Source organism: Nonomuraea polychroma, from assembly GCF_004011505.1.
GTDB classification, from domain to species: Bacteria; Actinomycetota; Actinomycetes; order Streptosporangiales; family Streptosporangiaceae; genus Nonomuraea; species Nonomuraea polychroma.
The window spans coordinates 441926-465098 of record NZ_SAUN01000001.1 but is presented as its reverse complement, the minus strand read 5'-3'; the positions used below and the strand labels follow the sequence as shown (position 1 = coordinate 465098).

21 protein-coding genes are annotated in these 23173 nt (G+C 71.8%); 10 read left to right on the top strand and 11 right to left on the bottom strand.

The features are described 5' to 3' along the window. Nucleotides 1–322 precede the first annotated feature (322 nt). On the bottom strand, nt 323–1414 hold the full coding sequence (recA, locus tag EDD27_RS02065; RefSeq protein ID WP_127930801.1) for a recombinase RecA: 1092 nt from the start codon (nt 1412–1414) through the stop codon (nt 323–325). A 425-nt stretch (nt 1415–1839) separates the two neighbouring features. Between recA and EDD27_RS02060 the strand changes: the two genes are divergently transcribed. Beyond that, entirely contained in the window at nt 1840–2115 is a 276-nt protein-coding gene (locus EDD27_RS02060; protein ID WP_127930800.1) for a hypothetical protein, read from the top strand. Here the strand turns inward: EDD27_RS02060 and EDD27_RS02055 are convergent. After that, entirely contained in the window at nt 2098–2292 is a 195-nt protein-coding gene (locus tag EDD27_RS02055) for a DUF3046 domain-containing protein (RefSeq protein ID WP_127930799.1), read from the bottom strand. The two genes, EDD27_RS02060 and EDD27_RS02055, sit on opposite strands and share 18 nt — an antisense overlap. A gap of 240 nt (nt 2293–2532) precedes the next feature. Continuing rightward, entirely contained in the window at nt 2533–3021 is a 489-nt protein-coding gene (locus tag EDD27_RS02050) for a VOC family protein (protein ID WP_127930798.1), read from the bottom strand. A gap of 116 nt (nt 3022–3137) precedes the next feature. Here EDD27_RS02050 and EDD27_RS02045 point away from each other — a divergent pair, with 116 nt between their 5' ends. After that, nucleotides 3138–7865: an Lhr family helicase gene (locus tag EDD27_RS02045; protein WP_127940430.1), complete on the top strand. Its 4728-nt coding sequence runs from the start codon at nt 3138–3140 to the stop codon at nt 7863–7865. Here EDD27_RS02045 and EDD27_RS02040 read toward each other — a convergent pair. Further along, complete coding sequence (locus EDD27_RS02040) at nt 7786–8175, bottom strand: hypothetical protein (RefSeq protein ID WP_127930797.1); 390 nt, start codon at nt 8173–8175, stop codon at nt 7786–7788. The two genes, EDD27_RS02045 and EDD27_RS02040, sit on opposite strands and share 80 nt — an antisense overlap. 74 nt (nt 8176–8249) lie before the next feature. Here EDD27_RS02040 and EDD27_RS02035 point away from each other — a divergent pair, with 74 nt between their 5' ends. Genes EDD27_RS02035 through EDD27_RS02015 form a run of 5 tightly spaced genes read left to right on the top strand, consistent with a single transcriptional unit; the run spans nt 8250 to nt 11980 of the window. Continuing rightward, nucleotides 8250–8837 (top strand): TetR/AcrR family transcriptional regulator, encoded by a 588-nt coding sequence (locus tag EDD27_RS02035; RefSeq protein ID WP_127930796.1) that lies wholly within the window; start codon nt 8250–8252, stop codon nt 8835–8837. A gap of 49 nt (nt 8838–8886) precedes the next feature. Then, nucleotides 8887–9666, top strand: a complete 780-nt coding sequence (locus EDD27_RS02030) for a hypothetical protein (RefSeq protein ID WP_127930795.1) — start codon at nt 8887–8889, stop codon at nt 9664–9666. Nucleotides 9667–9691: 25 nt separating this feature from the next. Beyond that, nucleotides 9692–10024: a GntR family transcriptional regulator gene (locus tag EDD27_RS02025; protein ID WP_127930794.1), complete on the top strand. Its 333-nt coding sequence runs from the start codon at nt 9692–9694 to the stop codon at nt 10022–10024. Further along, on the top strand, nt 10018–10176 hold the full coding sequence (locus EDD27_RS02020; RefSeq protein ID WP_338324630.1) for an oligopeptide/dipeptide ABC transporter ATP-binding protein: 159 nt from the start codon (nt 10018–10020) through the stop codon (nt 10174–10176). Before EDD27_RS02025 ends, EDD27_RS02020 begins: the two co-directional genes overlap by 7 nt. A gap of 49 nt (nt 10177–10225) precedes the next feature. Beyond that, nucleotides 10226–11980: a gamma-glutamyltransferase family protein gene (locus EDD27_RS02015; protein ID WP_127940428.1), complete on the top strand. Its 1755-nt coding sequence runs from the start codon at nt 10226–10228 to the stop codon at nt 11978–11980. 138 nt (nt 11981–12118) lie between these two features. On the opposite strand, the gene EDD27_RS02010 is transcribed toward EDD27_RS02015, so the two are convergent. From EDD27_RS02010 to EDD27_RS01985, 6 genes are all read right to left on the bottom strand, one after another. Continuing rightward, nucleotides 12119–13204, bottom strand: a complete 1086-nt coding sequence (locus EDD27_RS02010) for a carboxylate-amine ligase (protein ID WP_127930793.1) — start codon at nt 13202–13204, stop codon at nt 12119–12121. A 106-nt stretch (nt 13205–13310) separates the two neighbouring features. Then, on the bottom strand, nt 13311–14342 hold the full coding sequence (locus EDD27_RS02005; protein WP_127930792.1) for a 2-oxo acid dehydrogenase subunit E2: 1032 nt from the start codon (nt 14340–14342) through the stop codon (nt 13311–13313). Continuing rightward, the gene (locus EDD27_RS02000; RefSeq protein WP_127930791.1) at nt 14335–15300 is read right to left on the bottom strand and encodes an alpha-ketoacid dehydrogenase subunit beta; all 966 of its coding nucleotides are present in this window, start codon (nt 15298–15300) and stop codon (nt 14335–14337) included. Before EDD27_RS02000 ends, EDD27_RS02005 begins: the two co-directional genes overlap by 8 nt. Further along, nucleotides 15297–16217 (bottom strand): thiamine pyrophosphate-dependent dehydrogenase E1 component subunit alpha, encoded by a 921-nt coding sequence (locus tag EDD27_RS01995; protein WP_241563816.1) that lies wholly within the window; start codon nt 16215–16217, stop codon nt 15297–15299. The genes EDD27_RS02000 and EDD27_RS01995 overlap by 4 nt, the downstream gene beginning before the upstream one ends. Beyond that, nucleotides 16214–17614 (bottom strand): condensation domain-containing protein, encoded by a 1401-nt coding sequence (locus EDD27_RS01990; RefSeq protein ID WP_127930790.1) that lies wholly within the window; start codon nt 17612–17614, stop codon nt 16214–16216. The genes EDD27_RS01995 and EDD27_RS01990 overlap by 4 nt, the downstream gene beginning before the upstream one ends. Then, entirely contained in the window at nt 17611–19005 is a 1395-nt protein-coding gene (locus tag EDD27_RS01985; RefSeq protein WP_241563815.1) for a class I adenylate-forming enzyme family protein, read from the bottom strand. The genes EDD27_RS01990 and EDD27_RS01985 overlap by 4 nt, the downstream gene beginning before the upstream one ends. A gap of 179 nt (nt 19006–19184) precedes the next feature. On the opposite strand from EDD27_RS01985, the gene EDD27_RS01980 reads away from it, so the two are divergent. The 3 genes from EDD27_RS01980 to EDD27_RS01970 are packed head-to-tail and all read left to right on the top strand — an operon-like array spanning nt 19185 to nt 22509. Continuing rightward, a complete protein-coding gene (locus EDD27_RS01980) occupies nt 19185–19421 on the top strand; it encodes an acyl carrier protein (protein WP_241563814.1) in 237 nt (78 codons plus the stop codon). Then, nucleotides 19418–20680, top strand: coding sequence for a condensation domain-containing protein (locus EDD27_RS01975; RefSeq protein WP_127930788.1), 1263 nt, complete (start codon nt 19418–19420; stop codon nt 20678–20680). The genes EDD27_RS01980 and EDD27_RS01975 overlap by 4 nt, the downstream gene beginning before the upstream one ends. Next, a complete protein-coding gene (locus EDD27_RS01970; RefSeq protein WP_127930787.1) occupies nt 20677–22509 on the top strand; it encodes a N,N-dimethylformamidase beta subunit family domain-containing protein in 1833 nt (610 codons plus the stop codon). The genes EDD27_RS01975 and EDD27_RS01970 overlap by 4 nt, the downstream gene beginning before the upstream one ends. Before the next feature lie 9 nt (nt 22510–22518). On the opposite strand, the gene EDD27_RS01965 is transcribed toward EDD27_RS01970, so the two are convergent. After that, nucleotides 22519–23169: a M15 family metallopeptidase gene (locus tag EDD27_RS01965; protein WP_127930786.1), complete on the bottom strand. Its 651-nt coding sequence runs from the start codon at nt 23167–23169 to the stop codon at nt 22519–22521. Between the last annotated feature and the right edge of the window lie 4 nt (nt 23170–23173).

The following is a 23173-nucleotide window of genomic DNA, read 5'->3' as shown; positions in this document are numbered from 1 at the left end:
CTGGTCTTCGTGGAGTCCTGAGGGCCGGTCCTGGCTTGGCGCTTCTGGCGGGTCCTGGCTTGGCGCTTCTGAGGTGCGCTGGCGGTCGCGTTGTGTGCGCCATTCGTCGAGCGACGGCCAGCCGTCCGACGCCGAACGCGCGAGGTCCCGCCCGCCTGGCCAGGCGCTGTCCGATGAGCTACGCAACCGCTCGCCCTCCGGACTGGGTGGTGGCGCACAGACGGCCGGGCTGGGCGCTCTGAATGTGGACTCGGGCAGGCCAGGCGCCCTGGGCGGGGTGGGGCGCCTGTGGCCGGTTGGTGTCACTCATGGGGTTGAACGATCAGACGTCACCAGGCTTGGGAGTGGACTTCGAGCCGCGGCCGGAAGGCGCGGCGGCCGGGGCTGCCGCGGCGGCGGGCTCGGCGGGGGCGTCGAGGCGCGGGCCCACACCCAGCTTGTCCTTGATCTTCTTCTCGATCTCGTTGGCCATGTCGGGGTGGTTCTTCAGGAAGTTGCGGGCGTTTTCCTTGCCCTGGCCGAGCTGGTCGCCCTCGTACGTGTACCAAGCGCCGGACTTGCGGACGAAGCCGTGCTCCACACCCATGTCGATGAGGCCGCCCTCGCGGGAGATGCCCACGCCGTAGAGGATGTCGAAGTCGGCGACGCGGAAGGGCGGGGCCATCTTGTTCTTCACGACCTTGACCCTGGTGCGGTTGCCGACCGCCTCCGTGCCGTCCTTGAGCGTCTCGATGCGGCGGATGTCCATGCGCACCGAGGCGTAGAACTTGAGCGCCTTACCGCCGGTCGTCGTCTCGGGACTGCCGAACATGACGCCGATCTTCTCGCGGAGCTGGTTGATGAAGATGGCGGTGGTGCCGGTGCTGCTGAGTGCGCCGGCGACCTTGCGCAGGGCCTGGGACATGAGGCGGGCCTGGAGGCCGACGTGGCTGTCGCCCATCTCGCCCTCGATCTCCGCCTTGGGCACGAGCGCGGCCACCGAGTCGATGACGATGATGTCCACGGCGCCGGACCGGATCAGCATGTCGGCGATCTCGAGCGCCTGCTCGCCCGTGTCGGGCTGGGAGACCAGCAGGGCGTCGGTGTCCACCCCGAGCTTCTTGGCGTATTCCGGGTCGAGCGCGTGCTCGGCGTCGATGAACGCCGCGATGCCGCCGGCCCGCTGGGCGTTGGCCACCGCGTGCAGGGCGACGGTGGTCTTACCCGAAGACTCGGGGCCGTAGATCTCGACGATGCGGCCGCGCGGCAGGCCACCGATGCCGAGTGCCACGTCAAGGGAGATCGACCCCGTCGGGATCACCTCGATGGGAGCTCGGGCGTCGTCGCCCAGGCGCATCACTGAGCCCTTGCCGAACTGCCGCTCGATCTGAGCGAGCGCGGTCTCGAGGGCCTTCTCGCGGTCGTTGATAGCCATGGGAACTCCCCCTGGAGGGTCGTGGTCCGATCAGTCGAGTGAAACCTACGGCCTGCCACCGACATTTTCTGCGACTGCCGGGGAAGACGCGGCTCGGCGTTGTTCCATCGTAGCCGAACGGCTGTTCGATCACATCAGCAACACGAAGGAACCGCGGCAGCGCACGGAGCGTACGGAGCGCGGGCCGCCGTCACCCGCCCGCCTTCTGCGGCGGTGAGGGGGCACAGCGCTGCCGGGCGACCATTTGTCCACCGCCGTACGCCTGCTGAGACGGCTTCCGCACACCGGCGAACCGCCGACGACGAGTTCTTCAAGCCGTACGCCCCTGCGTTCGATTTCACCGGATGCGCGGCCACACAGGGTGATGTTCACGGCCCTGTGAGCTGGGGAGACTCACTGCAGGGGCGACAGCGGGAGGCGGCGACGTGGCGAACGGCTACACCCGGGAACGGCGCGCTCATCTGGAGGCGCTCGCCGAGCTGCTGCCCAAAGAGGGACTGGTGAGCCGCATGGTCGGCGGCGACGATCCGGTGTTGTGGGTGTGGCACCCGGGGACGGGCCGGCAGACGATCATCTTCGCCACCCCTACGGCCGGCGGATGGGAGTTCTTGTGGTCGCACGGCGGCCGTGGCAGTGCGGGCGACCTGGAGCGCACGGCCGGCGCGCTGCGCGACACCCTTGGCTCAACGCAGCTTGGATGAGACATCCTCCACTTGGCAGACGGCCCGCCAGACGGTCTTGGCGCTCTCCCCGTCGGCCAGCGCCTGCATGACCGTACGCCCGCCGAGCGGGGCGATCACGTAGTCGCGGGCCCACGACTCGGCGTACGTCTCACCGAAATGAGCGTTCATCCGTCTCCAGAACTCCGTCAGCCGCATGCAATCAAGTATGGAAGCGCACGCAGGGTGGGTAAGACAACCGCATGCCAAAGACCTCCAAGTCTTCACCCCCGAAGACAGCCAAGACCAAGGCCAACCGGGCCAGGCGCCGCCGATTACTGCTCATGCTGCGTCTGGCCGTACAGAAGGAGAAAGCCGAGCGAGCAGAAAGGCATGCGGGCATCAGACAGGAGCCGCGTGCGGGCAAGCCGCGCACGCGCAGGGCGTCGCGACGTTAGGTCACAACACCCGCGCGCCGTACATCTCACCGAGATGGTCGGCGAGCAGCTCCAGCCGGGCGCCGTCGGGGTCCTTGAAGTAAATGGAGGCGCCGCTCTCTATCTGGTGCGGCACGCCGGCCATCTCCAGCTTCCCGCGCAGCCGCTCCCACGTGGCGGGGTCGACGGAGATCGCGATGTGGTGCAACCCGCCCAGCACCTCCTGGTACGGGCCCAGGTCGAGCCCGGGGAAGTCGAAGAACGCGAGCAGGTTGCCGTTGCCGATGTCGAAGAAGAAGTGGTTCGAGCCCTTGTAGTCGCGGTTCTCGATGATCTCCGTGAGCGGGAACTCCAGGAGGTCCTGGTAGAACTGGATGGTGCGCTCCACATTCGACGACAGCAAAGCGATGTGGTGCAGCCCGCGGGCGCTGCTCGACGGCCGGCGCGCTAAGACATAGCGCTGCCTGATTTCCGCTCGGCGGGCTTCGATGGCCGCGTAATCAATGGTCACGGTCGCTGTATGTCCGCCGAGGCCCTGCCTCAATCACGCGCCGCGGCCCGAATGCGGTTTCTGTCGGTGGCAGGAGGCAGTATGTGCTGGTGAGCTCGCTAGCCCAGTTCAGCCAGATGACCAGCCAATGGTTCACTGGAGCCTTCCAAGCGCCCACGGCCGCCCAGGAGGGGGCGTGGGAGTCGATCTCGCGTGGCGACAACACCCTGGTCGTCGCGCCCACCGGGTCGGGCAAGACGCTGGCGGCGTTCCTGTGGTCGCTCGACCGGCTGGCCGCCGAACCGGCCGAGCGCAAAGGGACACGGGTGCTCTACGTGTCGCCGCTCAAGGCGCTGGCCGTGGACGTGGAGCGTAACCTGCGCGCGCCGCTGGCCGGGCTCAAGCAGACGGCGCGGCGGCTCGGGCTGCCGGTGCCGGACATCTCGGTGGCGATCCGCTCGGGCGACACGCCTGCCGAGGACCGCAGGAGGTTCGCCGCCAGACCGTCCGACATCCTGATCACCACGCCGGAGTCGCTGTTCCTGCTGCTCACCAGCCAGGCGCGGGAGGCACTGCGCGGGGTGGAGACGGTGATCGTTGACGAGGTGCACGCGGTCGCGGCCACCAAGCGGGGCGCGCATCTGGCGCTGAGCCTGGAGCGGCTGGACGCGCTGCTCGAGCGGCCCGCGCAGCGGATCGGGCTGTCGGCGACCGTGCGGCCGGTGAGCGAGGTGGCGGCCTTCCTCGGCGGGGCCCGGCCGGCCACGGTGGTGCAGCCGCCGGCGGACAAGCGGATCGAGATCGAGGTCGTGGTCCCGGTCGAGGACATGACCGAGATGGAAGGCGGGCCGAGGGCGGGGAGCGACGACTTCGCCCCGGAGTCCCTCGGGACCCCGGAGCCTGCCAACCGGTCGATCTGGCCTCATGTCGAAGATCGGCTGTTCGATCTGATCGGGGCACACAGCTCCACGATCGTGTTCGCCAACTCGCGCCGGCTGGCCGAGCGGTTGTGCACCAGGCTCAACGAGCTGGCCTATGAGCGGGAGCGCGGCGGCGCCGACGCCATCGACCTGTCGATCTGGGAGACGACGCCGGAAGAGCCGGGGGCGCCCACCGGTTCGAGTCAGAAGCCGGGCGAGGGAACGCCCACCGGTTCGAGTCAGAAGCCTGGCGAAGGGTCACCCACCGGTTCGAGCCGGGAGCCACGCGAGGGAGCGCCCACCGGTTCGCGCTGGGAGCCGCCCAAGCGGACACCCGCCGAGATGATGGCGCAGGCCGGGGCCAGCAAGGGTGTCGTGACGGAGATCGTGCGCGCTCACCACGGCTCGGTCTCCAAGGAAGAGCGGGCGCAGATCGAGGAGGCGCTCAAGTCGGGCCGGCTGCCTGCCGTGGTCGCCACCTCCAGCCTGGAGCTGGGCATCGACATGGGCGCAGTGGACCTGGTCGCGTGCGTGGAGGCGCCGCCGAGCGTGGCCAGCGGGCTGCAGCGCATCGGCCGCGCCGGGCACCAGGTCGGCGCGGTGTCCAAGGGCGTGATCTTCCCCAAATACCGGGGCGACCTGGTGCAGACCGCCGTGGTGGCCGAGCGCATGAAGAGCGGCCAGATCGAGGAGCTGCGCTATCCGCGTAATCCGCTCGACGTGCTGGCCCAGCAGATCGTGGCGATGACGGCGCTGGACGAATGGACGGTCGACGAGCTGGAGTCGGTGGTCAAGCGGGCCGCCCCCTACGCCACGCTGCCGCGCACCGCGCTGGAGGCCACGCTCGACATGCTGGCCGGGCGCTACCCGAGCGAGGAGTTCGCCGAGCTGCGGCCGCGCATCGTGTGGGACCGGGTCACCGGCACGCTCCAGGGGCGGCCCGGCGCGCAACGCCTGGCGGTCACGAACGGCGGCACGATCCCCGACCGGGGCCTGTTCGGCGTGTTCCTGGTGGGCGAGCGGGCCTCCAGGGTGGGCGAGCTGGACGAGGAGATGGTCTACGAGTCGCGGGTGGGCGACGTGTTCGTGCTGGGCGCGACGTCGTGGCGGATCGAGGACATCACCGCCGACCGGGTGCTCGTCTCGCCCGCGCCCGGGCAGCCCGGCAAGCTGCCGTTCTGGCACGGCGACGCGCAAGGACGGCCGGCGGAGCTGGGCCGGGCGATCGGGCGGTTCCTGCGCGAGCAGGCCAAGGACGACTCGACGGAGCGGATCCGGGCGGCCGGCCTCGACGAATACGCGTCGGGCAACCTGCTGGCCTACCTGCGGGAGCAGCGGGAGGCCACCGGCTACGTCCCCGACGACCGCACGTTGCTCGTCGAGCGTTTCCACGACGAGCTCGGCGACTGGCGAGTGGTGATCCACTCCCCCTACGGCGCACGTGTGCATGCCCCCTGGGCGCTGGCGATCAACCGGCGACTGCGCGAGCGTTACGGCATCGACGTGCAGGCCGTGCACTCCGACGACGGCATCGTGCTGCGCATTCCGGACACGCTGGCCGAGCCGCCCACCGACGTGGCCACGTTCGACGCCGAGGAGATCGAGCAGATCGTCACCGAGGAGCTGGGCGGATCCGCCATGTTCGCCTCCCGGTTCAGGGAGTGCGCGGGGCGGGCGCTGCTGCTGCCGCGGCGCACGCCCGGGCGGCGCAGCCCGCTGTGGCAGCAGCGGCAACGGGCCGCCCACCTGCTGGGGGTGGCTTCGCAGTACGCCTCGTTCCCGATCGTGCTGGAGACGATGCGCGAGTGCCTGCAGGACGTCTTCGACGTTCCGGGGCTGGTGGAGCTCATGCGGGACATCGCGGCGCGCCGGGTGCGGGTGGTGGAGGTGGAGACCTCGCAGGCCTCGCCGTTCGCGGCGTCGCTGCTGTTCCACTACGTGGGCGCGTTCATGTACGAGGGAGACGCGCCGCTGGCCGAGCGCCGGGCGCAGGCACTGGCGCTGGACACCACGCTGCTGGCTGAGCTGCTCGGCCAGGCCGACCTGCGCGAGCTGCTCGACCCCGACGTGATCTCCGACAGCGAGCGGGAGCTGGCCAGGCTCGACCGGCCGCTGCGTGACGCCGAGGACCTCGCGGACCTGCTGCGCTCGCACGGGCCGCTGCTGGCGCCCGACGTGAGCGTCCGCGGCGGCGACCCCGCCTGGCTGGAGCAGCTGGAGCGGGCGCGGCGGGCCATCAGGGTACGCATCGCGGGCGAGGAGCACTGGGCGGCCATCGAGGACGCGGCACGCATGCGTGACGCGCTGGGCGCGCCGTTGCCCGTGGGCGTGCCGCACGCGTTCCTGGAGCCGGTGGCCGATCCGCTGGCCGACCTGGTGGCGCGGCACGCCCGCACCCGCGGGCCCTTCCACGCCGGCACGGCCGCCGCCCGTTTCGGACTCGGCGTGGCCGTGGTGACCGACGCCCTGCGGCGGCTGGCCGCCTCCGGGCGGGTCGTGAGCGGGGAGTTCCGGCCCGGCGGGCGGGGCGAGGAGTGGTGCGACGCCGGGGTGTTGCGGCTGTTGCGCCGCAGGTCGCTGGCCCGGCTGCGGAAGGAGGTCGAGCCGGTCGCGCCGGAGACGCTCGCTCTGTTCCTGCCCGCCTGGCACGGCATCACCGCTTCGAGCACGTCCGGCGGCGACCTCCGGCAGTCGAGCTCGAGCGCGGCGCGGGCCATGGACGCGCTGGTCCGCTCCATCGAGCAGCTTCAGGGGGCCGCCGTGCCCGCGTCCGCGTTGGAGACCCTCGTGCTGCCGTCGCGGGTGCCGGGCTACCATCCGGCGCTGCTCGACGAGCTGACCTCGTCGGGCGAGGTCATGTGGGTGGGACAGGGGACGCTGCCCGGCGGTGACGGATGGGTGTCGCTCTACTTCGCCGACACGGCGCCGCTCCTGCTGCCCGATCCCGCCGAGATCACGATGACGCCGGTTCACGAACGTGTGCTGGAACTGCTGGGCGGCGGCGGTGCGCTGTTCTTCCGAGGCATCTCCGACCAGCTGGGGTCGCTGGACGACCAGACGCTGGTGTCCGCGCTGTGGGATCTGGTGTGGTCGGGGCGGCTGTCCGGGGACACGCTGGCGCCGCTGCGGGCGACGCTCGGCACCGGGCGTCCCGCGCATCGGCCTGCGACGACGCGGCGCCGCCGGGCGGTGCTGCCGACCAGGAGCGGCCCGCCGACCGTGGCCGGACGGTGGTGGCTGCTGCCCGCGCCGGCCGCCGACGCCACCCAGCGGGCTCAGGCCCAGGCCGAGGTGCTGCTGGAACGGCACGGGGTGGTGACGCGGGGCGCGGTGACGTCCGAGCGGCTGCCGGGGGGATTCACGCCCATTTATCAGGTCTTGCGGGCATACGAGGAGAGCGGCCGGTGCCGCCGGGGCTACTTCGTCGAGGGATTGGGCGGCGCGCAGTTCGCCCTGCCCGGAGCGGTGGACCGGATGCGCGCCATGGCCCCCGGCATCGCCCCGACGGGCGGGGACGACGCCTCGGCCCACGCGGCAGGACCTGGCAACGCGCCGCCGAGAAGGGGCAGTGGAGCAGGGCCGCGGGCTGTGGTGCTGGCCGCCGCCGACCCGGCCAGCCCGTACGGCGCCGCGCTGCCCTGGCCGCAGCGCCCCGGCGACGTCGGGCACAAGCCCGGCAGGAAGGCCGGGTCGCTGGTCGTGCTGGTCGACGGCCATCTGGTGCTCTACGTCGAGCGGGGCGGCAAGACGCTGCTGTCGTTCACCGATGACGAGCGGCTGCAGCCTGCCGTGGACGCGCTGGCCCTCGCCGTGCGTGACGGGGCGCTCGGGAAGCTGACGGTCGAGCGGGCCGACGGTGCATCCATCATCGAATCGCCGCTGGCGGCTGCCCTGGAGGCGGCCGGATTCCACCCCACGCCCCGGGGACTGCGCCTGCGCGCCTGAGCGTCCCCCGGCCGGCATGAGGGACCGGCCGGGGCATCACCCTCAGCAGCCGGGAGTGGTGGGGAAGGTTGCCCGTGAACCGGGCGGCGTCCTCCTGGCGACCCGAGAACGACAGCGGCAACGTCAGCGTGGCATCGGGGTCCAGCAGCGCCGACACGGCCGCGAGGTCCTCGCGTTCGAGGGCCGAGATGATCACCGCCGTCCGACGTTCGGTGCTGCCGCCGGTGGATGCGAGGGCGGGCGCTGCGGTGCCGGTCGCGGCGAGGGCGAGGGCGAGGGCAGCCGTGACCATGATGGGCCGGATTCTCATGATACTCCGCACTTTGAGACTCAGTATATTATGATACGTAGTATCGAATACCATGGCTCAATAGACTGGGACGTATGGAGCAGGGCTCGCTGAGGGAGCGCAAACAGCAACGGTCCCGTGAGGCGATCATCGAGGCGGCCCACGCGCTGTTCGAGGAGCATGGCTTCGACAAAGTCACGGTCGCCGACATCGCCGAGCGCGCCGAGGTCGGGCGGGCCACGTTCTTCCGCTACTTCGGCGACAAGCAGGAAGTCGTCTTCGCCGACGGGGGCGATCTCGAAGCGGTGCTCGCCGAGGCGGCCCAGATCACCGGGGAAGGACCGATCGGGGACTCGCTGCCCGCCGCGCTGGACGTGGCGCGCCGCGTCGTCGTGTCCTACGTACGGCGGATCACCGCCGAACCCGCGGGCTACACCCGGCACGAGCGGCTGGTCGCCAGCCATCCCGAGTTGCTCGCCCGCAGCCTCACCAAACAGCGCCGCCACGCCGAGCTCATGTACGACCTGCTCACCGGCCAGGGCGCGAGTACGGAGATCGCCGCCATCGCGGCGGAGGCGGGACTGGCGGCCTACTACGCCGGGCGGGCGATCGCAGGCGACGATCCGGCACGGCTGCCGGCCGCGGTGGAGTCCGTGTTCGACCGGCTCTCCGCACGTTCCTAGTCAGGACTTCTCCGCAGATCGTGCTTCACAAAGGCGGGAGACTGAGTGCATGGGGCCTCTGAAGCGCTTACGCGCGGACTTCAGCACCGGCAAGAACCTCGAGATCTACCTGACCGCGCTCATCGCGCTGGTCGTGGGTGTGCTCGGCGTCTTCAGCGTCGTCAACAGCCAGGTCGTGAGCGCCGCGATCCTGGCCACGCTGGCCCTGGTCGCGGTGAACGCACTCGGCCCCCGTCACCAGGTCGCCGACCTCGAAGCGCGGGTCGCCGACCTCAACCGCCTCGTGGAGGCCAAGCTGGCCGGTGACGCCTTTCTGACCACCGAGAGGAGAGGGCTCGACGAGCGGGTCGCCCGCGCCGCCGACATCCGCTTGGCGGGGGTGACGCTGAGCCGCACGGTCCGCGCCCACGTCGAGCAGCTACGTAAGAGCCTGGCCCGCGGGGCGTCGGTCCGCGTGCTGCTGATCGACCCGAAGGGGGCGGTGCCGCAGGAGGCGGCCAGGAGGAGCACGATTCCCGATCAGTCCGAGGTGTTCGAGCACCGGGTCAAGTCCACGATCTACCTGCTGCGCGACCTGGAGGGCGTCGAGGTGCGGTTCCTGCCGTTCGTGCCCGCGTTCGGGCTGGTCCTGCTGGATGCCGACGACGACGACGGCGTCATCCACGTCGAGCTGGGCACGCACAGCTCCGCGGGCCGGGACCCGGTCTTCACGCTCACGCCCCGTCGCGATCACTTCTGGTTCGAGCACTTCAAGGCGGAGTTCGACCGCATGTGGGAGGTCAGCAGGGAGGCGACCGAGGCCGACTGGCATCCGGACCGGAGGACCTGAGCGGGCTGTATACGATGAGCGCGCTATGAGTGATCTGACGCTGGGCGCGGCCCATCGGACTTTGCGGGACGAGGTCACCGGGGAGTTGCGGCGCCGCATTCTCTCCGGCGAGTTGGCCCAGGGCGAGCGGCTCGTCGAGGACCGGCTGGCCGCGTTGCTCGGCGTCTCACGCAACCCGGTGCGCGAGTCCATCCGGGTGCTGGCCGCCGAGGGGTTCATCGACGTCACGCCTCGCCTGGGCGCCACGGTCGCGCGCCTGTCCGCCGACCAGGGCGAGGAGCTCTTCGACGTGCGCATGGCAGTCGAAGGGCTGGCGGCGCGGCTGGCCGCGCGCGATCGCAGCGCAGGATCGTGCTGAGCGGTGATGTGCCGAGCCCGGTCGATCCGCCCCCGGGGTGCCGGTTCCACACCCGGTGCCCGCTGGCGTACGACGCCTGCCGGACCGACCAACCCCTGTTGACCGGCACCGACCATCCGGCCGCCTGCCACCTCGTCACAGCACATCGATAAGGGAGACAGTTTGTTCACCACCAGGCCCGAGCTGACGGGCGACTTCGGCATGGTCGCCAGCACGCACTGGCTGGCCTCGGCCACCGGCATGGGCGTGCTGGAACGCGGTGGGAACGCCTTCGACGCGGCCGTGGCCGCCGGGTTCGTGCTGCAGATCGCCGAGCCGCACCTGAACGGCCCCGGCGGCGAGGTGCCGATCCTGCTGTGGAGCGAGGCCGAGCAGAAGGTGTCCGTGGTGTGCGGGCAGGGCGTCGCGCCCGCCGCGGCCACCATCGAGCGGTACGCGGAGCTGGGCTTGGACATCGTGCCGGGCACGGGCTTGCTCGCGGCCACCGTGCCGGGGGCGTTCGGCGGGTGGATGCTGATGCTGGAGCGCTGGGGCACCTGGCGGCTGGCCGACGTGCTCGCCCCCGCGATCCACTACGCCGAGCACGGCATTCCGGTGCTGGAGCGCATCGCGGCCACGATCGAATCGATCGAAGGATTGTTCAAAGACGACTGGCCGACGTCGGCGGCGACCTGGCTGCCCGGCGGGCAGGTGCCCGCGCCCGGGTCGAAGCTGGCCAACCCGGTGCTGGCCGCCACCTACCGGCGGCTGGTGGCCGAGGCGGAGTCTGCGGCGAGCAGCCGCGAGGGGCAGCTCGACGCCGCCCGCACGGCCTGGTACGAGGGGTTCGTGGCGGAGGCGATCGCCGAGTTCAGCGCCAAGACGGCCTGGCGGGACAGCTCGGGCGAGGTGCACGGCGGGCTGCTCACCGGCGACGACCTGGCGCGCTGGTCGGCCTCGGTCGAGGAGCCGGTGACCTTCGACTACCGCGGCCACACCGTGTGCAAGACCGGGCCGTGGGGGCAGGGGCCGGTGTTCCTGCAGCAGCTGGCCTTGCTCGACGGGTTCGACCTGGACGCGATGGGTTATCTCAGCGCGGACTACGTGCACACGGTCACCGAGGTCGCCAAGCTGGCCTTCGCCGACCGCGAGGCCTGGTACGGCGATGCCGACGTGCCCCTGTCCGACCTGCTGAGCGTGGCCTACAACGCCGAGCGGCGGCCGCTGGTCGGCGTGGAGGCCAGCTTCGACCTGCGACCGGGCGCCCCCGGCGGGCGCCAGCCGAAGCTGCCGGCGTTCCCCGCCCCCGGCACGGCCAGCGGCGCTCCCGGCATCTCGGGAGCGCGTTCGCCGCAGGGCGTCGGCGAGCCGACGGTCGCCAAGGACGGGAGCGTCCGGGGCGACACCTGCCACGTGGACGTCGTCGACCGCTGGGGCAACATGGTCTCCGCCACTCCCAGCGGGGGCTGGCTGCAGAGCTCGCCCACCATCCCCCAGCTGGGCTTCTGCCTGGGGACACGGGCCCAGATGTTCTGGTTGCAGGAAGGGCTGCCGGCGTCGCTCCGGCCCGGGGCGCGGCCGCGTACCACCCTGTCGCCGTCGTTCGCGCTCAGGGACGGCCGGCCGTGGCTGGCGTTCGGCACGCCGGGCGGCGACCAGCAGGACCAGTGGAGCGTGAACTTCTTCCTCGCCGTCGTGCACGGCCGCCTGAACCTGCAGGAGGCCATCGACGCGCCGATGTTCCACTCCGAGCACTTCCCCAGCTCGTTCTTCCCGCGCGGCTCCCGCCCCGGCGTCCTGCACGCCGAGGACCGCCTGGACCCGGACGTGGTGGCGGAGCTGCGGCGGCGCGGGCACGAGGTCGAGCTCCAGGGCTCGTGGACGCTGGGCAGGCTCAGCGCGGTGGCCCGCGACGGCGCCTTCCTCAAGGCCGCCGCCAACCCCCGCGGCGCTCAGGGCTACGCCGCCGGCCGATGACGCGGGCAACGACGCAGGGCGGCGGCGCTGGGCGCCACGGCCGTGCTCGGGGCCGGGGTGGGCAGGCTCCGTCCGCCAAGGTCCTCCGGGCGTCGTCGTCGCGTTCGGGCGCGGGGTGGCCGCGGCCCTGGCCCTGTGCTAGGCGACCGTTGCCTCAATGAGGTCGTCGACCACGTCGGCCAGGTCGTTGTCCCTGGCGTGGACCCGGCGCTGGCGCATCGCCCCCGAGCCCTTGCGCAGCAGCCGGTCCAGCCCCTCCTCGACGAACGCCAGGTCACCGGCTTCGGCCAGCGCCGGGCGTACGTGCTCCAGGAGCCGGCCCGCCAGGACCGGCGCCGGCACGAGCGTGCCGTGCCGCATGTCCAGGCTGTCGCCCAGCAGCCCGTCCCTGGCGGCCCGCCAGTAGGCGGCGCGGAGCACTTCGGACGACACCGGCAACCCCCGGTCGCCCCGCCGCACCGAAGCCAGCGACGTCACCACCAACGCCCGTACGAGGCCGATCAGGGTGAGGCTGTCGCTCACGTCGAGCGGCACGTCGGCCGCCCTGATCTCGACCGTGGGCAGGCTGGGCGACGGACGTGTGTCCCAGTAGACCGTCTTGGGGTCGAGCAGCGCGCCCGACTCCCGCAGCGCGCGTACGGCCAGCTCGTAGTCGTCGTACGACGAGAAGTACGGCGGCGCGCCCGCGACCGGCCACCGCCCCCAGGTGATGACCCGCCAGGAGGCGTACCCGGTGTCGCGGCCGGCGAAGAACGGCGAGTTGGCGGCCAGCGCGATCAGCGTCGGCAACCAGATCCGGAGATGGTTGCCGACGTAGACGGCGTGCTCCCGGTCGGGCACGTCCACGTGCACGTGCAGGGCGCAGATGGTGATCTCGTCCTGCAGCGCGCGGTAGAGCACCCGGCCCTGCAGGTAGCGGGGCACGTCCGTGAGCGGCGGGGAGGCGACGTCCCCCAGCACGGGGATGCCGCTCGCGACGACCGCGAGCCCGCACGAGCGGGCCGCGTCAGCCACCTCCTTGCGTACCGCACGTAGCTGCGAGCCGAGCTCGCCGAGGTCGGCGGAGGGCGGCGTGCGGGCCTCCACCTGGAATCTGGTGATCTCGTGCACCACGTCGGCCACGCCCTTCGTGGCGGCCAGGACGTCGGCCGCTCGGGGAGCCACGTGGCGGGTGCGGGGATCGACGACGAGGTATTCCTCTTCGATCCCGATCAGTGGAACCATGCCAGCGCCTCGTTCTGTCAGCGAAACCAAGCCAGCACACCGATGGGCTGTCCACAGACCTCCGTAAGATGTTGTGCCCGTCCCGCGCCCTGTGGAAAACCTTTGGTCAGCGGAGCTCTTCGACGGACTCTTTCAACGCGCTCATGAACAGCGCGGCGTCCCTGCCGTTGATCAGCCGGTGGTCGTAGGCGAGCCCGATGTCGGCCGGCGTCCCGTCGCCGGGGGACGTGACGGCCAGCGCGCATGCCGTGCCGGGGAAGACGAGCGGGATCGCGAGCACGACGCCGCCCTCGGTGTGCAGGGTGACGACGAAGTTCGCGCCGGTGAGATCGGCCTCCTTGAACTCGCCGGACGTGGCCGCCAGGCGGTGCCGCATCAGGGTGGCGGCGATCTCCTTGAGCGTGCGGGCGGCCGCGTCGTGGATGACCGGGACGTAGAGGCCGTTCCCCAGGTCGAGCGTGACGCCGATGTCGGGTTTGTCGGACATAGTGGCGTGGGTGTCGCCCGGGGTGGCGAAGAACAGCGGGAACCTGGCATGGAGTCCCGCTACGGCCTGGACGAAGATCTCGGCCAGGCCGACGGGACGCCGGATCTCCTTCGTCCGGGCCCTGGCGTAGTCGAGTGCCGGGCCGAGGTCCATGCGGACCGCCAGGTAGGCGGCGGGCACGGTCCGGTGGGACAGCGCCACGGTCCTGGCCACCGCCCGCTGCCCTCGCGACAGCTCGATACCGGCCGGGGGGTGGGCGGTGGCGAGGCGTTCGACGTCGGCGCGGCGGACCACCGCCACGCCCAGGCCGCGAACCTGCTCGGGGGTGAGGCCTAGCTCGTCGATGAGCGCCTGGGCGGGGGCCGTCACGAGCGGCTCGGCACCTTCGTGGGTGTGCTCCCGGGGGACGACGGCTTCCGCCGGCGCGCCGATCGTGGCGATGACCTCGTCCGGGCGGCACCACGCGCCCGCCCCGACCACGTGCCGAAGTGCCCCCGAGGCGCCGGCGGGCAGTTCCTCCGCCGCCTTCGAGGTCTCCACCACGACCACCGGATCCTCCTCGCCGACCTCGGCGCCGTCCGGCGCCAGCCACTCGACGACCAGGTATTCGGTGTCGTTGTTGTTGAGCTTGGGCACGCGTAGCTCAGCCACGGATGACCTTTCTGATCACGCGGTGGATCGCGGCCGCGTCCACCAGCACTTCGCGCTCCAGATGCGCGGCCGTGGGGATGACGGAGTCAGCGGAGTGAATGAGCGTGACCGGCCCGTCCAACCGGTCCCAGTGCCGCTGGTGCACCAGGTGCGCCACCTCCGCGCCCCACGTGCCCCCGCCCGTGCTCTCCTCCACGACGAAGACGCGGCGGGCGGCCGGGATGTCGGCGTCGAACGGATACAACCGCGACGGCACGAGCAACGTGGCGACGATCTCCTCTTCGAGCAGCAGCGAGCGCATCGCGGCGAGCACCCGGTGCGCCACGCCGCCGGGCGCGACGATGACGCAGTCCGGCTGGTCGTCGAGGAACACCCTGGCCACGCCGCCCGCCCGTTCGACGGAGAACGGGGGCTCCACCGCGTGCATGGGACGCGTGTACAGGACCTTGTCCTCGAACAACACGCACGGCTCCCCGCGCCACAGCATCTCCTCGAACACCGCCAGGTTGTCGTGGAAAGGCGACACCTCGTACAGCGCCAGCCCGGGGATGCCGACGAAGTGCTTCTGCGGGCTCTGGCTGTGCGTGGGCCCGTAGCCGCGCCCGCCGCCGACCGGGCAGCGCACGACCATGCGCATCGGCACCCGGGTGCCGTACATGGAGACGGACTTGGCCGCGAAGTTCATGAGCTGGTCGAAGGCCAGGGCGGCGAAGTCGCCGAACATGATCTCGACGATGGCGCGGTCGCCGGACAGGGCCAGGCCGGCGGCGACGCCGGTGATGGCGCTCTCGCTGATCGGCGTGGTGAGCACCCGGTCGGGAAAGCGGGTGGACAGCCCGCGGGTGATCTTGAAGGCGCCGCCGTACGGATCGAGCACGTCCTCGCCGAGCACATAGAGGCCCGGGTCATGGTCCATCAGGCGGTGCAAGGCCGCGTTGAGGTCCTCGGCCACCCTCATGACGACGTCCACCGGGACGGCGGCCGGGCCGCCACCTCCTCGGCGACCGCGTCGACCCACGCGCGGGCCTCGTGTTCCAGCCGGTCGACCTGGTCGCGGTGGGCCGCACGGTAGCGCCCGAGCCAGTCGCCCTCGCGGGCCTCCTGGAGCTCCCGGGCGGTACGCGTGTCGTCGCCCTTGCTGTGCGGGCCGAGGCGGTGGGTGACGAACTCGGCCACGAGGGGCGTCCCCTGGCGTACCCGCGCGACGAGCGGCCCGAGCCGCCCGCGGATCGCCGCCAGGTCGAACCCCTCCACGAGCGCGTGCCCGATCCCGAACGCGGCGGCACGGCCCCCGATCGTGCCGGCCATGTGCGTGCCGCGCGGCGTCGACTGGGCGATGCCGTTGTTCTCGACGACCACGAGCACCGGCAGCCGCCAGAGCGCGATGATGTTCAGCGCCTCGTAGACGGCGCCCTCCCCGAACGTGCCGTCGCCGATGTACACGCAGGCCAGGCCACCGGGCTCGGCACGCTTGAGATGCAGGGCGACCCCCGCGGCCACGGGCAGGCTCTCGCCCTGCACGCCCGTGGACAGGTAACGGTCGCGGCGGATGTGCTGGCTGCCGCCCACCCCGCCGCACACGGCGCCCTCGCGGCCCATGATCTCGGCGAGCAGGCCCTCGGGGTCCTGGAAACGGGCCAGGTAGTGGCCGTGCCCGCGGTGGTTGCTGAAGACGTGGTCGGCCGGGCCGAGCAGCGGCCCCATCGCGACGGGCACGTGCTCTTGGCCGAGGCAGGTGTGGGTGGTGCCGTTCAGCAGGCCGCGGCCGTACAGGTCGAGCAGTTTCAGCTCGAATGCCCTGATCAGCAGCATGAGCGACAGGTCGGCGTCGTCCAGCCGGGACGGCGCCGCCGCGCGGTCGAGTACCGAGGTCACCTCCTGATCACCTCGATCACGCCGGCGATCGTCGGGTTGTCGAAGAAGTCGTCCAGCTCGATCTCCACGTCCAGGCGCTTGCGCATCCGGGCGATGATCTGCGTGATGGTCAGGGAGTGCCCGCCGAGGTCGAAGATGTCGTCGTGCGGCTCGACCGGCGAGAATTTCAGCACCTCCTCCCAGATCGCGGTGATCTCGGGCAGCAGCGGGTCAGCGGCGACCTCCACCGCCTCCGTCCCCGCCGCCGGGGCGTTCGGGGTGGAGACCTCGCGGAACGGCGCCAGCTCGCTCAGGAGCAGGTCGGGACCGATCCGGGACAACGCCGAGCGCAGGTCGGCCGCGAACAGGTCCGGCTCGGCCAGCTCGTCCGGGTCATGACGCAGGCTCGCGCGCAGGCCGTCGGGGCCGTCCAGGAGCTGCAGCTGGAGCGCGCCACGCACCGCCTTGTTGAATGCCAGCAGGTCCACGTCCCACCCGGGCACCGGCGGCCCGGCGCGACGGTAGCTGACGGACACCGGCGCGAGCGCGGCGTGCGGCTTGACCCCGGGCACCGCTCTGGCGATCGGCACCTCACGGACGGCGTACACCTGCCGGAGCTCGGCCCGCAGCCCGGCGGCGAACTCGGCGAACGGCGTGTCAGGCGACGGTCTGGAGAAGACGGGCAGCTCGTTCACGAACGGCCCGATGTGGCCGGCCTCGGCCTCGGTGCGCGTGGACAGATCCACCGCCGTCACCACGCCGGCGTTGCCGTAGGAGCGCAGCAACGTGTGCAGCGCGGCCAGGATCACCTCGAACCTGGTGAGCCCGGTCACCTCCGGCACCTCCAGCCGGAACTCGCTGACCTTCCCCGGACCCGCCTTGCGCGAGCGCAGCACGCCGCCGGGCACGGCCAGGTGCCCCGGCTCGCGCCAGCGCTCGGCCCAGAACTCCTTGGCATGGCCGAGCCGCGCGGCGACCCGCTCGCGCTGGAGCGCGGCGTGGTCGATGGTCTCCAGCGGCGGCGGCACCGCACCCTCGCAGAACGCGGCGAGGTCGGCCACGAGGATGTCCTTGGACTGGCCGTCGAAGACCAGGTGGTGCGCCTCGACCAGCAACGTCCGGCCGTCCAGCGCGAACCGGACGAGCGGCCCCCGCTCCAGGTCGAACGGCCCCTCCACGGGCGCGTCCGCGAGCGCGGGCGGCGTCCGCGCGGGCACCAGATGCAGCACGCCGTCACGCTCCTCGACGGCGGTGCCCAGCAGCGGGTGCCGCTCGACCACGGCGGCCACGGCCTTGGCCAGCACCCCTCGGTCGGGCGGGCCGGGTAAGCGGATCACGATCGGCATGTGGTACGCCGACGCCGCGCCCATCCTCTCCGTGATCCACATTCCGTGCTGGGCGAACGACACTTCGGTCATCGAACCACCTCTCGGAGAGCACGCTTGTCCACCTTGCCGCCGTGGTTACGCGGCAAGGCATCGAGGGTGACGACCCGGACAGGCAGCTCGTACGGTGCCAGCCGGCCCTTCAGGAACATCCGCAGCTCCTCGTGGGCGACGGACCCGACGACCGCGACGGCGACCGCCTTGCCGAGCGTCGCGTGCGGCACGCCGAACGCCGCCGCCTCCCGCACCTCGGGATGCTGGTAGACGGCGTCCTCGACGTGGATCGTGGACACCTTGTACGCGCCCGACTTGATCACGTCGCTGTCCCTGTCCACCAGGTAGAGGTAGCCGTCGTCGTCGAGATAGCCCAGGTCGCCCATGCGTACCCAGCCGCCGCGGAACACCTCGGCGGTGGCCGCGGCGTCGCCGTAGTAGGCGCGGGCCCCGGCCGGGGAACGCATCCACACCTCACCGGTGACCCCGGAGGGCAGCGGCTCGCCCTCGGCGGTCGCGACGCGTACGGCGCCGCCCGAGGCCGGCCGCCCGACGCTCGACGGCCGGTCGGGATCGACGATCATCACCGTCTGGGCGGGGGCGGCTTCGGTGGAGGTGTAGTAGTTGACGATCGTCGCGTTCGGGAAGGCGCCGCCGAGCTCGGCGGCGACCCTGGCGGGCAGCGGCGCGGCGGCAGAGCCGAGCAGCTGCACGCTCGACAGGTCATGCCGGTCGTGGACGCGGGAGCCGAGCATCTCGATGGCCATCGCGGGCACCAGGAAGACCGTTCCCGCGCGGTAGTGCTCGATGAGGGCGGCGAACCTGCTGGGCGTGAACCGCGGCAGCGTCACCACGGCGGGATGCGCGTCCGCCGCGTTGACGAGCATCCACTGGCCGGCGTTCGTGCCGATGGGGAAGGCGTGCGCGAGGTGGTCGCTGTGGGCGAACGGCCGCCGTTTGCCCCCGCAGCCGTGTGCCAGGTTGGCGTGGGTGGCGCTGACGCCCTTGGGCCTGCCGGTGGTGCCGGAGGTGTAGAGGATCTGAGCCAGGGCTCCGGGCGCGGGAAGCTCCACCTCCCCGGTCGCGTACGTGAGCTCACCGGGGCGCAGCACCGTCGCCGCCCCGCAGTGCGCGAGCATGGCGTCGGCGTCGGCGGTGGCCAGACGATCCGACAGAGGCACGGCCACCGCACCCGCCTTGATGACGCCGAAGAAGGCGACGGCGTACTCCAGCCAGTCGGCGTTGCCGAACACCAGCCCAACCCGGTCGCCCGCGGCGACCCCTCTCCCGGCGAGCGCGGCGGCCACGCCGTCCGACCTGGCCTCCCATTCGCCGAACGTCAACGACCCGGACCCGTGGACGGTCATCGCCACCCGGTCGGGATCCGTGGCGGCCCGCTGTCGCAGCAGGCTGGGCAGGGTCACGCGCACGATCGGCCCCCAGCCTATTAATAGGAAACTTTACTGTTAGTGGGCGGGCGTTCAGTTTCGCACGCTCCCGCGCAGTAGACAACCCCGAAATCCCTGTCTCCATCGGCCTTGCGGGACGATGAAGATCCATGGAAGGATTCAATAGTTAGGATTCTTTCCAGTAATGGACGGAGGCTGCGGTGATCAAGGAGAGGCTCGCAGCGCTCGTGGCCGAGTCGTCCGACGGCGCGATCACGGCCGAGGAGGCCATGGCGGCGACCGTGCCCCTGACGGCGCTCGGCCTGACCTCGATCGCGCAGCTGCGACTGGTCGACGCCATCGAGGCCGAGTTCGGCGTGGCGGTGGACCTCACCGAGGAGGGCCTGGCGCTGCTCGACGACCTCGACGTGATGAGCAGGCATCTGGCCGCCCGATGATGATCGACTTCGCCGGGGGCGACTCCGGCATGGCGCCGCTGACGTGGGGCCAGCGGGCGATCTGGGAGACGATCGAACGCACGGCGCCGGACGACCACTACTTCAACTTCGGCCGGGTGCTGAAGGTGCCGGGCCGGCGCTCCCCGCATGACGTCGCGGCGGCGCTTGGCGCGCTGGTGGAACGGCACGGCTCGCTGCGCACGCGTACCGGCGACCAGGTGTGCCAGCGGCTGGAGGCCAAGGGGCGGCTGCCGGTCCAGGTGGTGGCCGGCGACCCCGATGAGGTGCTGGCCGAGCTGGCCGCCACCAGGTTCGACTACGCCGCCGAGTGGCCGCTGCGGGCGGCGATCGTGGTGGACGGTTCGGTCGCCACGTATGCGGTCCTGGTCTTCTGCCATCTCGCGGCCGACGGTCACGGCGCCGAGGTGGCGCTGCGCGACCTGCGTGCGCTGCTGCTCAAGGGCGGCGTGGCCGGACCTCCCCCGCCACGGCCGCTCGACCTGGCCCGCTGGCAGGCCGGCCCTGAGGGCCGCCGGGTGGCGGAGGCCGCCGCGGCCCACTGGGAAACTGTCCACCGCCGGACACCGGCGACCATGTTCGCGACGGCCGGTGACGCCCCCGACACGCCGCCGATCCGTCGTGCACTGCTCCGCTCCCCCGCCCTGCGGCTGGCCGTCGGCGCGATCGCGCTGGCCGCACGCACGTCGACTTCGACCGTCCTGCTCACCGCCACGGCCAAGCTCGCCGGGCGCTTCTCCGGCGAGGAGCAGTGCACGATCTTGCCGATCGTGGCGAACCGGTTCAGACGCGACACACTCGGCATTGTCAGCACCCTGTCGCAGGAGGGCCTCTTCGCACTGGACGTGGGCGGCTCGCTCGCCGACCTGCTGCCGGCCGCGGCGCCGGCCGCGATGCGGGCCTACCGCAGCGCCTACCACGACCCCGCCGACCGCGCCCGCATCGTCGCCGAGGAGAGCCGGCGCAGGGGCGAGCCCGTCCACCCGAACTGCTGTTTCAACGATCTGCGCCTGGCCGATCCAGGACCGGCGGTCTGCGCGCCCGCCGACATCGAGAAGGCGCTGCCGGAGACGTCGCTGGAGTGGCAGCTGAGCCAGGACAAGCTCAACTGCAGGTTCTGCGTGCACGTCACAGGCGACGGCGTCTCCCTGACCGCCGACACCCGCCACCTGTCCCGCGCGCGCATGGAGCGCTACTTGTACGAGCTCGAGGCCCTGCTCGTCGAGACGGCCTGCCGATGACGGTACGCGCCTACGCGAGAGCCACGTCCTGCGTGCCGGGATCGTCGCTAGGCTTCGTCGTCTCCGAGCCGTCGCCCGTGGAGGTGGCCGACGTGACGGACGAGCGCGTGGTCTTCACCGGCACGGCCACGCGCGACTGGTGGTTGCCGATCGACCCCGGCTGGCCGAGCTCCCTCTACCGCGCCCGCTTCGGCCCCGAGCTGCCCTGGCCTCCCGGGCTCCCAGGGGAGCGGCCCTGTCCCGACAACGAGGTCTATTTCGTGGTACGGGAGGCCGTGCCGTCCGCGCCGATCCTGGTGAGCGTGCCGTTCACGACGTGGCAGGCGTACAACAGGGCAGGCGAACCCGGCCAGGGCCTCTACTGGACGGAGTCGCCGAGCCGGGCCGCCCGCGTCACCTTCGACCGGCCGGGTGGCGGCCCGCCCCCGGAGCGCTGGGAGCACGGCCTGCTCCGCTGGTTGCGGCCGGCCGGCTACGACGTGGCCTACTGCTCCAACCTCGACCTCGACGACGGCCTCGGCCTGCTGTCACGGCACCGGATGTTGATCGTGAACGGCCACGACGAATACTGGTCGGCCGGGATGCGTGACGCGGTCGAGGAGTTCGTGCGCCGGGGCGGCAACGTGGCCTTCTTCTCCGGCAACACGTGCTGGTGGCAGATCCGGCTCGAAGACGGGGGCCGGACCATGGTCTGCCACCGGGACGCGGCCGCCGACCCCGTCGAGGACCCGCCGCTGGCCACCGTGGAATGGTCGGCGACAGGGCGGCCGGAGAACACGCTCACCGGCGTGAGCTTCCGCGCCGGCGCGGGCGCGTGGGGGCCTGACATGCGGCGCATGCTGGAGGAGTCCTACACCGCGCGGTTCGCGGGCCACTGGGTGTTCGATGGCACGGGGCTGACCGATGGGGACAAGTTCGGCCAGGGGTGTCTGGGTTATGAGACGGACGCGGCCGAGGTCGAGGAGGTGGCCGGGGTGCCACGGGTCACGTGCCGGGACGGCACGCCGTCGTCGTTCGTCGTGCTGGCGACGGCCGACCTGCGGCACTGGAGCGCGTACGGCCAGGGCGGGACGGCGACCATGGGGATCTTCTCCAGCGGCCTCGGCAGGGTCTTCACCGCGGCCACCGTCAACTGGGGCAACACCCTGCACGACCCCGCGGTCGAGCGCATCACCCGCAACGTGATCGACCGGTTGTCCGCCGAGCCCGTCCAGGAGTGGGAGGTCATCGGCCCGCTCGCGGACGTGCGCGCACTGGCCGTGGCGGGGCGGACCCTGTACGCGGCCGGCGCGGACGGCACGCTGCTGCGGCGGGAGTTGTGCGGCCAGAACCTTCCCTGGCAGCCGGCCGATGTCACCGGGCCGGTGTGCGCGCTGACCATGCCCCGGGAGGCCGCCGGCGGGCGCGCCGCCGACCTGTACGGCCTGTCCACGACCGGGCGGCTGCTCAGGCTCGCCGGAGCCGCATGGGAGGACCTCGGCCCCGCGCCTGCCCAGGCGGTCGCGCTGGCCGTGGCCGACAACGCCTTCTACGCCGCCACGACGTCAGGGGAGTTGTGGCGGCAGCCGTTCGGCTCGCCCCGCTGGGAGCCCGTGGGTGACTCGGCCGGCGCCACGTGCCTGGCCGGGATGAACGGCCGCCTCTTCGCGCTGGACCCGGCCCGCCGCCTGCTGACCATGCTGCCCGGCGGGGGCTGGGAGCAGTGCGGTGTGGACGTCCCCGGCAGCACGCTGACGGCCCACGGGGGGCTGCTGATCACGGGCGGTCCTGACCTGCCCCTGCGGTGGCGTCCGTGGGGAAGCGGGCGGCCGAGGCCGGCTCGCTACTGAGTGGAGCGCTCAGGCCGGGCCGTAGAGGGCGTGCCGCGAGCCCGTCATCAGGGCCCAGTAGCGGTCGCCGTAGGACCAGTGCCACCACTCCGTGGGGTAGTTGACCAGGCCCGCCGGTTCCAGGACCGAGGCGAGGATCTTGCGGTGCCTGCGCGCGTCCCCCGAGATCCCCGCGGCGGCGGTGTAACACGCGCCGGCGCTCTGCTCGGGAGTGTCGTTGATCGCCGTGCCCATGTCGTACTCGATGCCGTCGGCGTCGCAGAGCGTGAGGTCCACGGCGGCCCCCGCGGTGTGCGGAGCGACCTCGACCGGTGAGACGTACCGGCTGGCGGCGGCGTCCAGCTCGCCGGGCGTCATGCTGGGGAAGCGCTGGGCGAGCTCGGCACGGTAGTCGTCGAAGGTCCGGCGCTGGTTCGCGATCGACCGGTGGCCCTCGACGATCAGGAGGTGGAACCCGGCGGGCAGCTCCTCCTCCGCCCGTTCCAGCCGTTCGAGCAGACCGGCGCGCAGGCGGCCGTACGCGCCGTCCTCGTCGGCCATTCGATCGTCGAGTCGCAACCTTCCCCGCACCTCCACCAGCGGCTCCCCGTTGTCATGGACGGGGATTGCGGTCACACGCGGGTCGGAGATCAGGACGATGCCGTCTGCGGGATGCCACATGGGC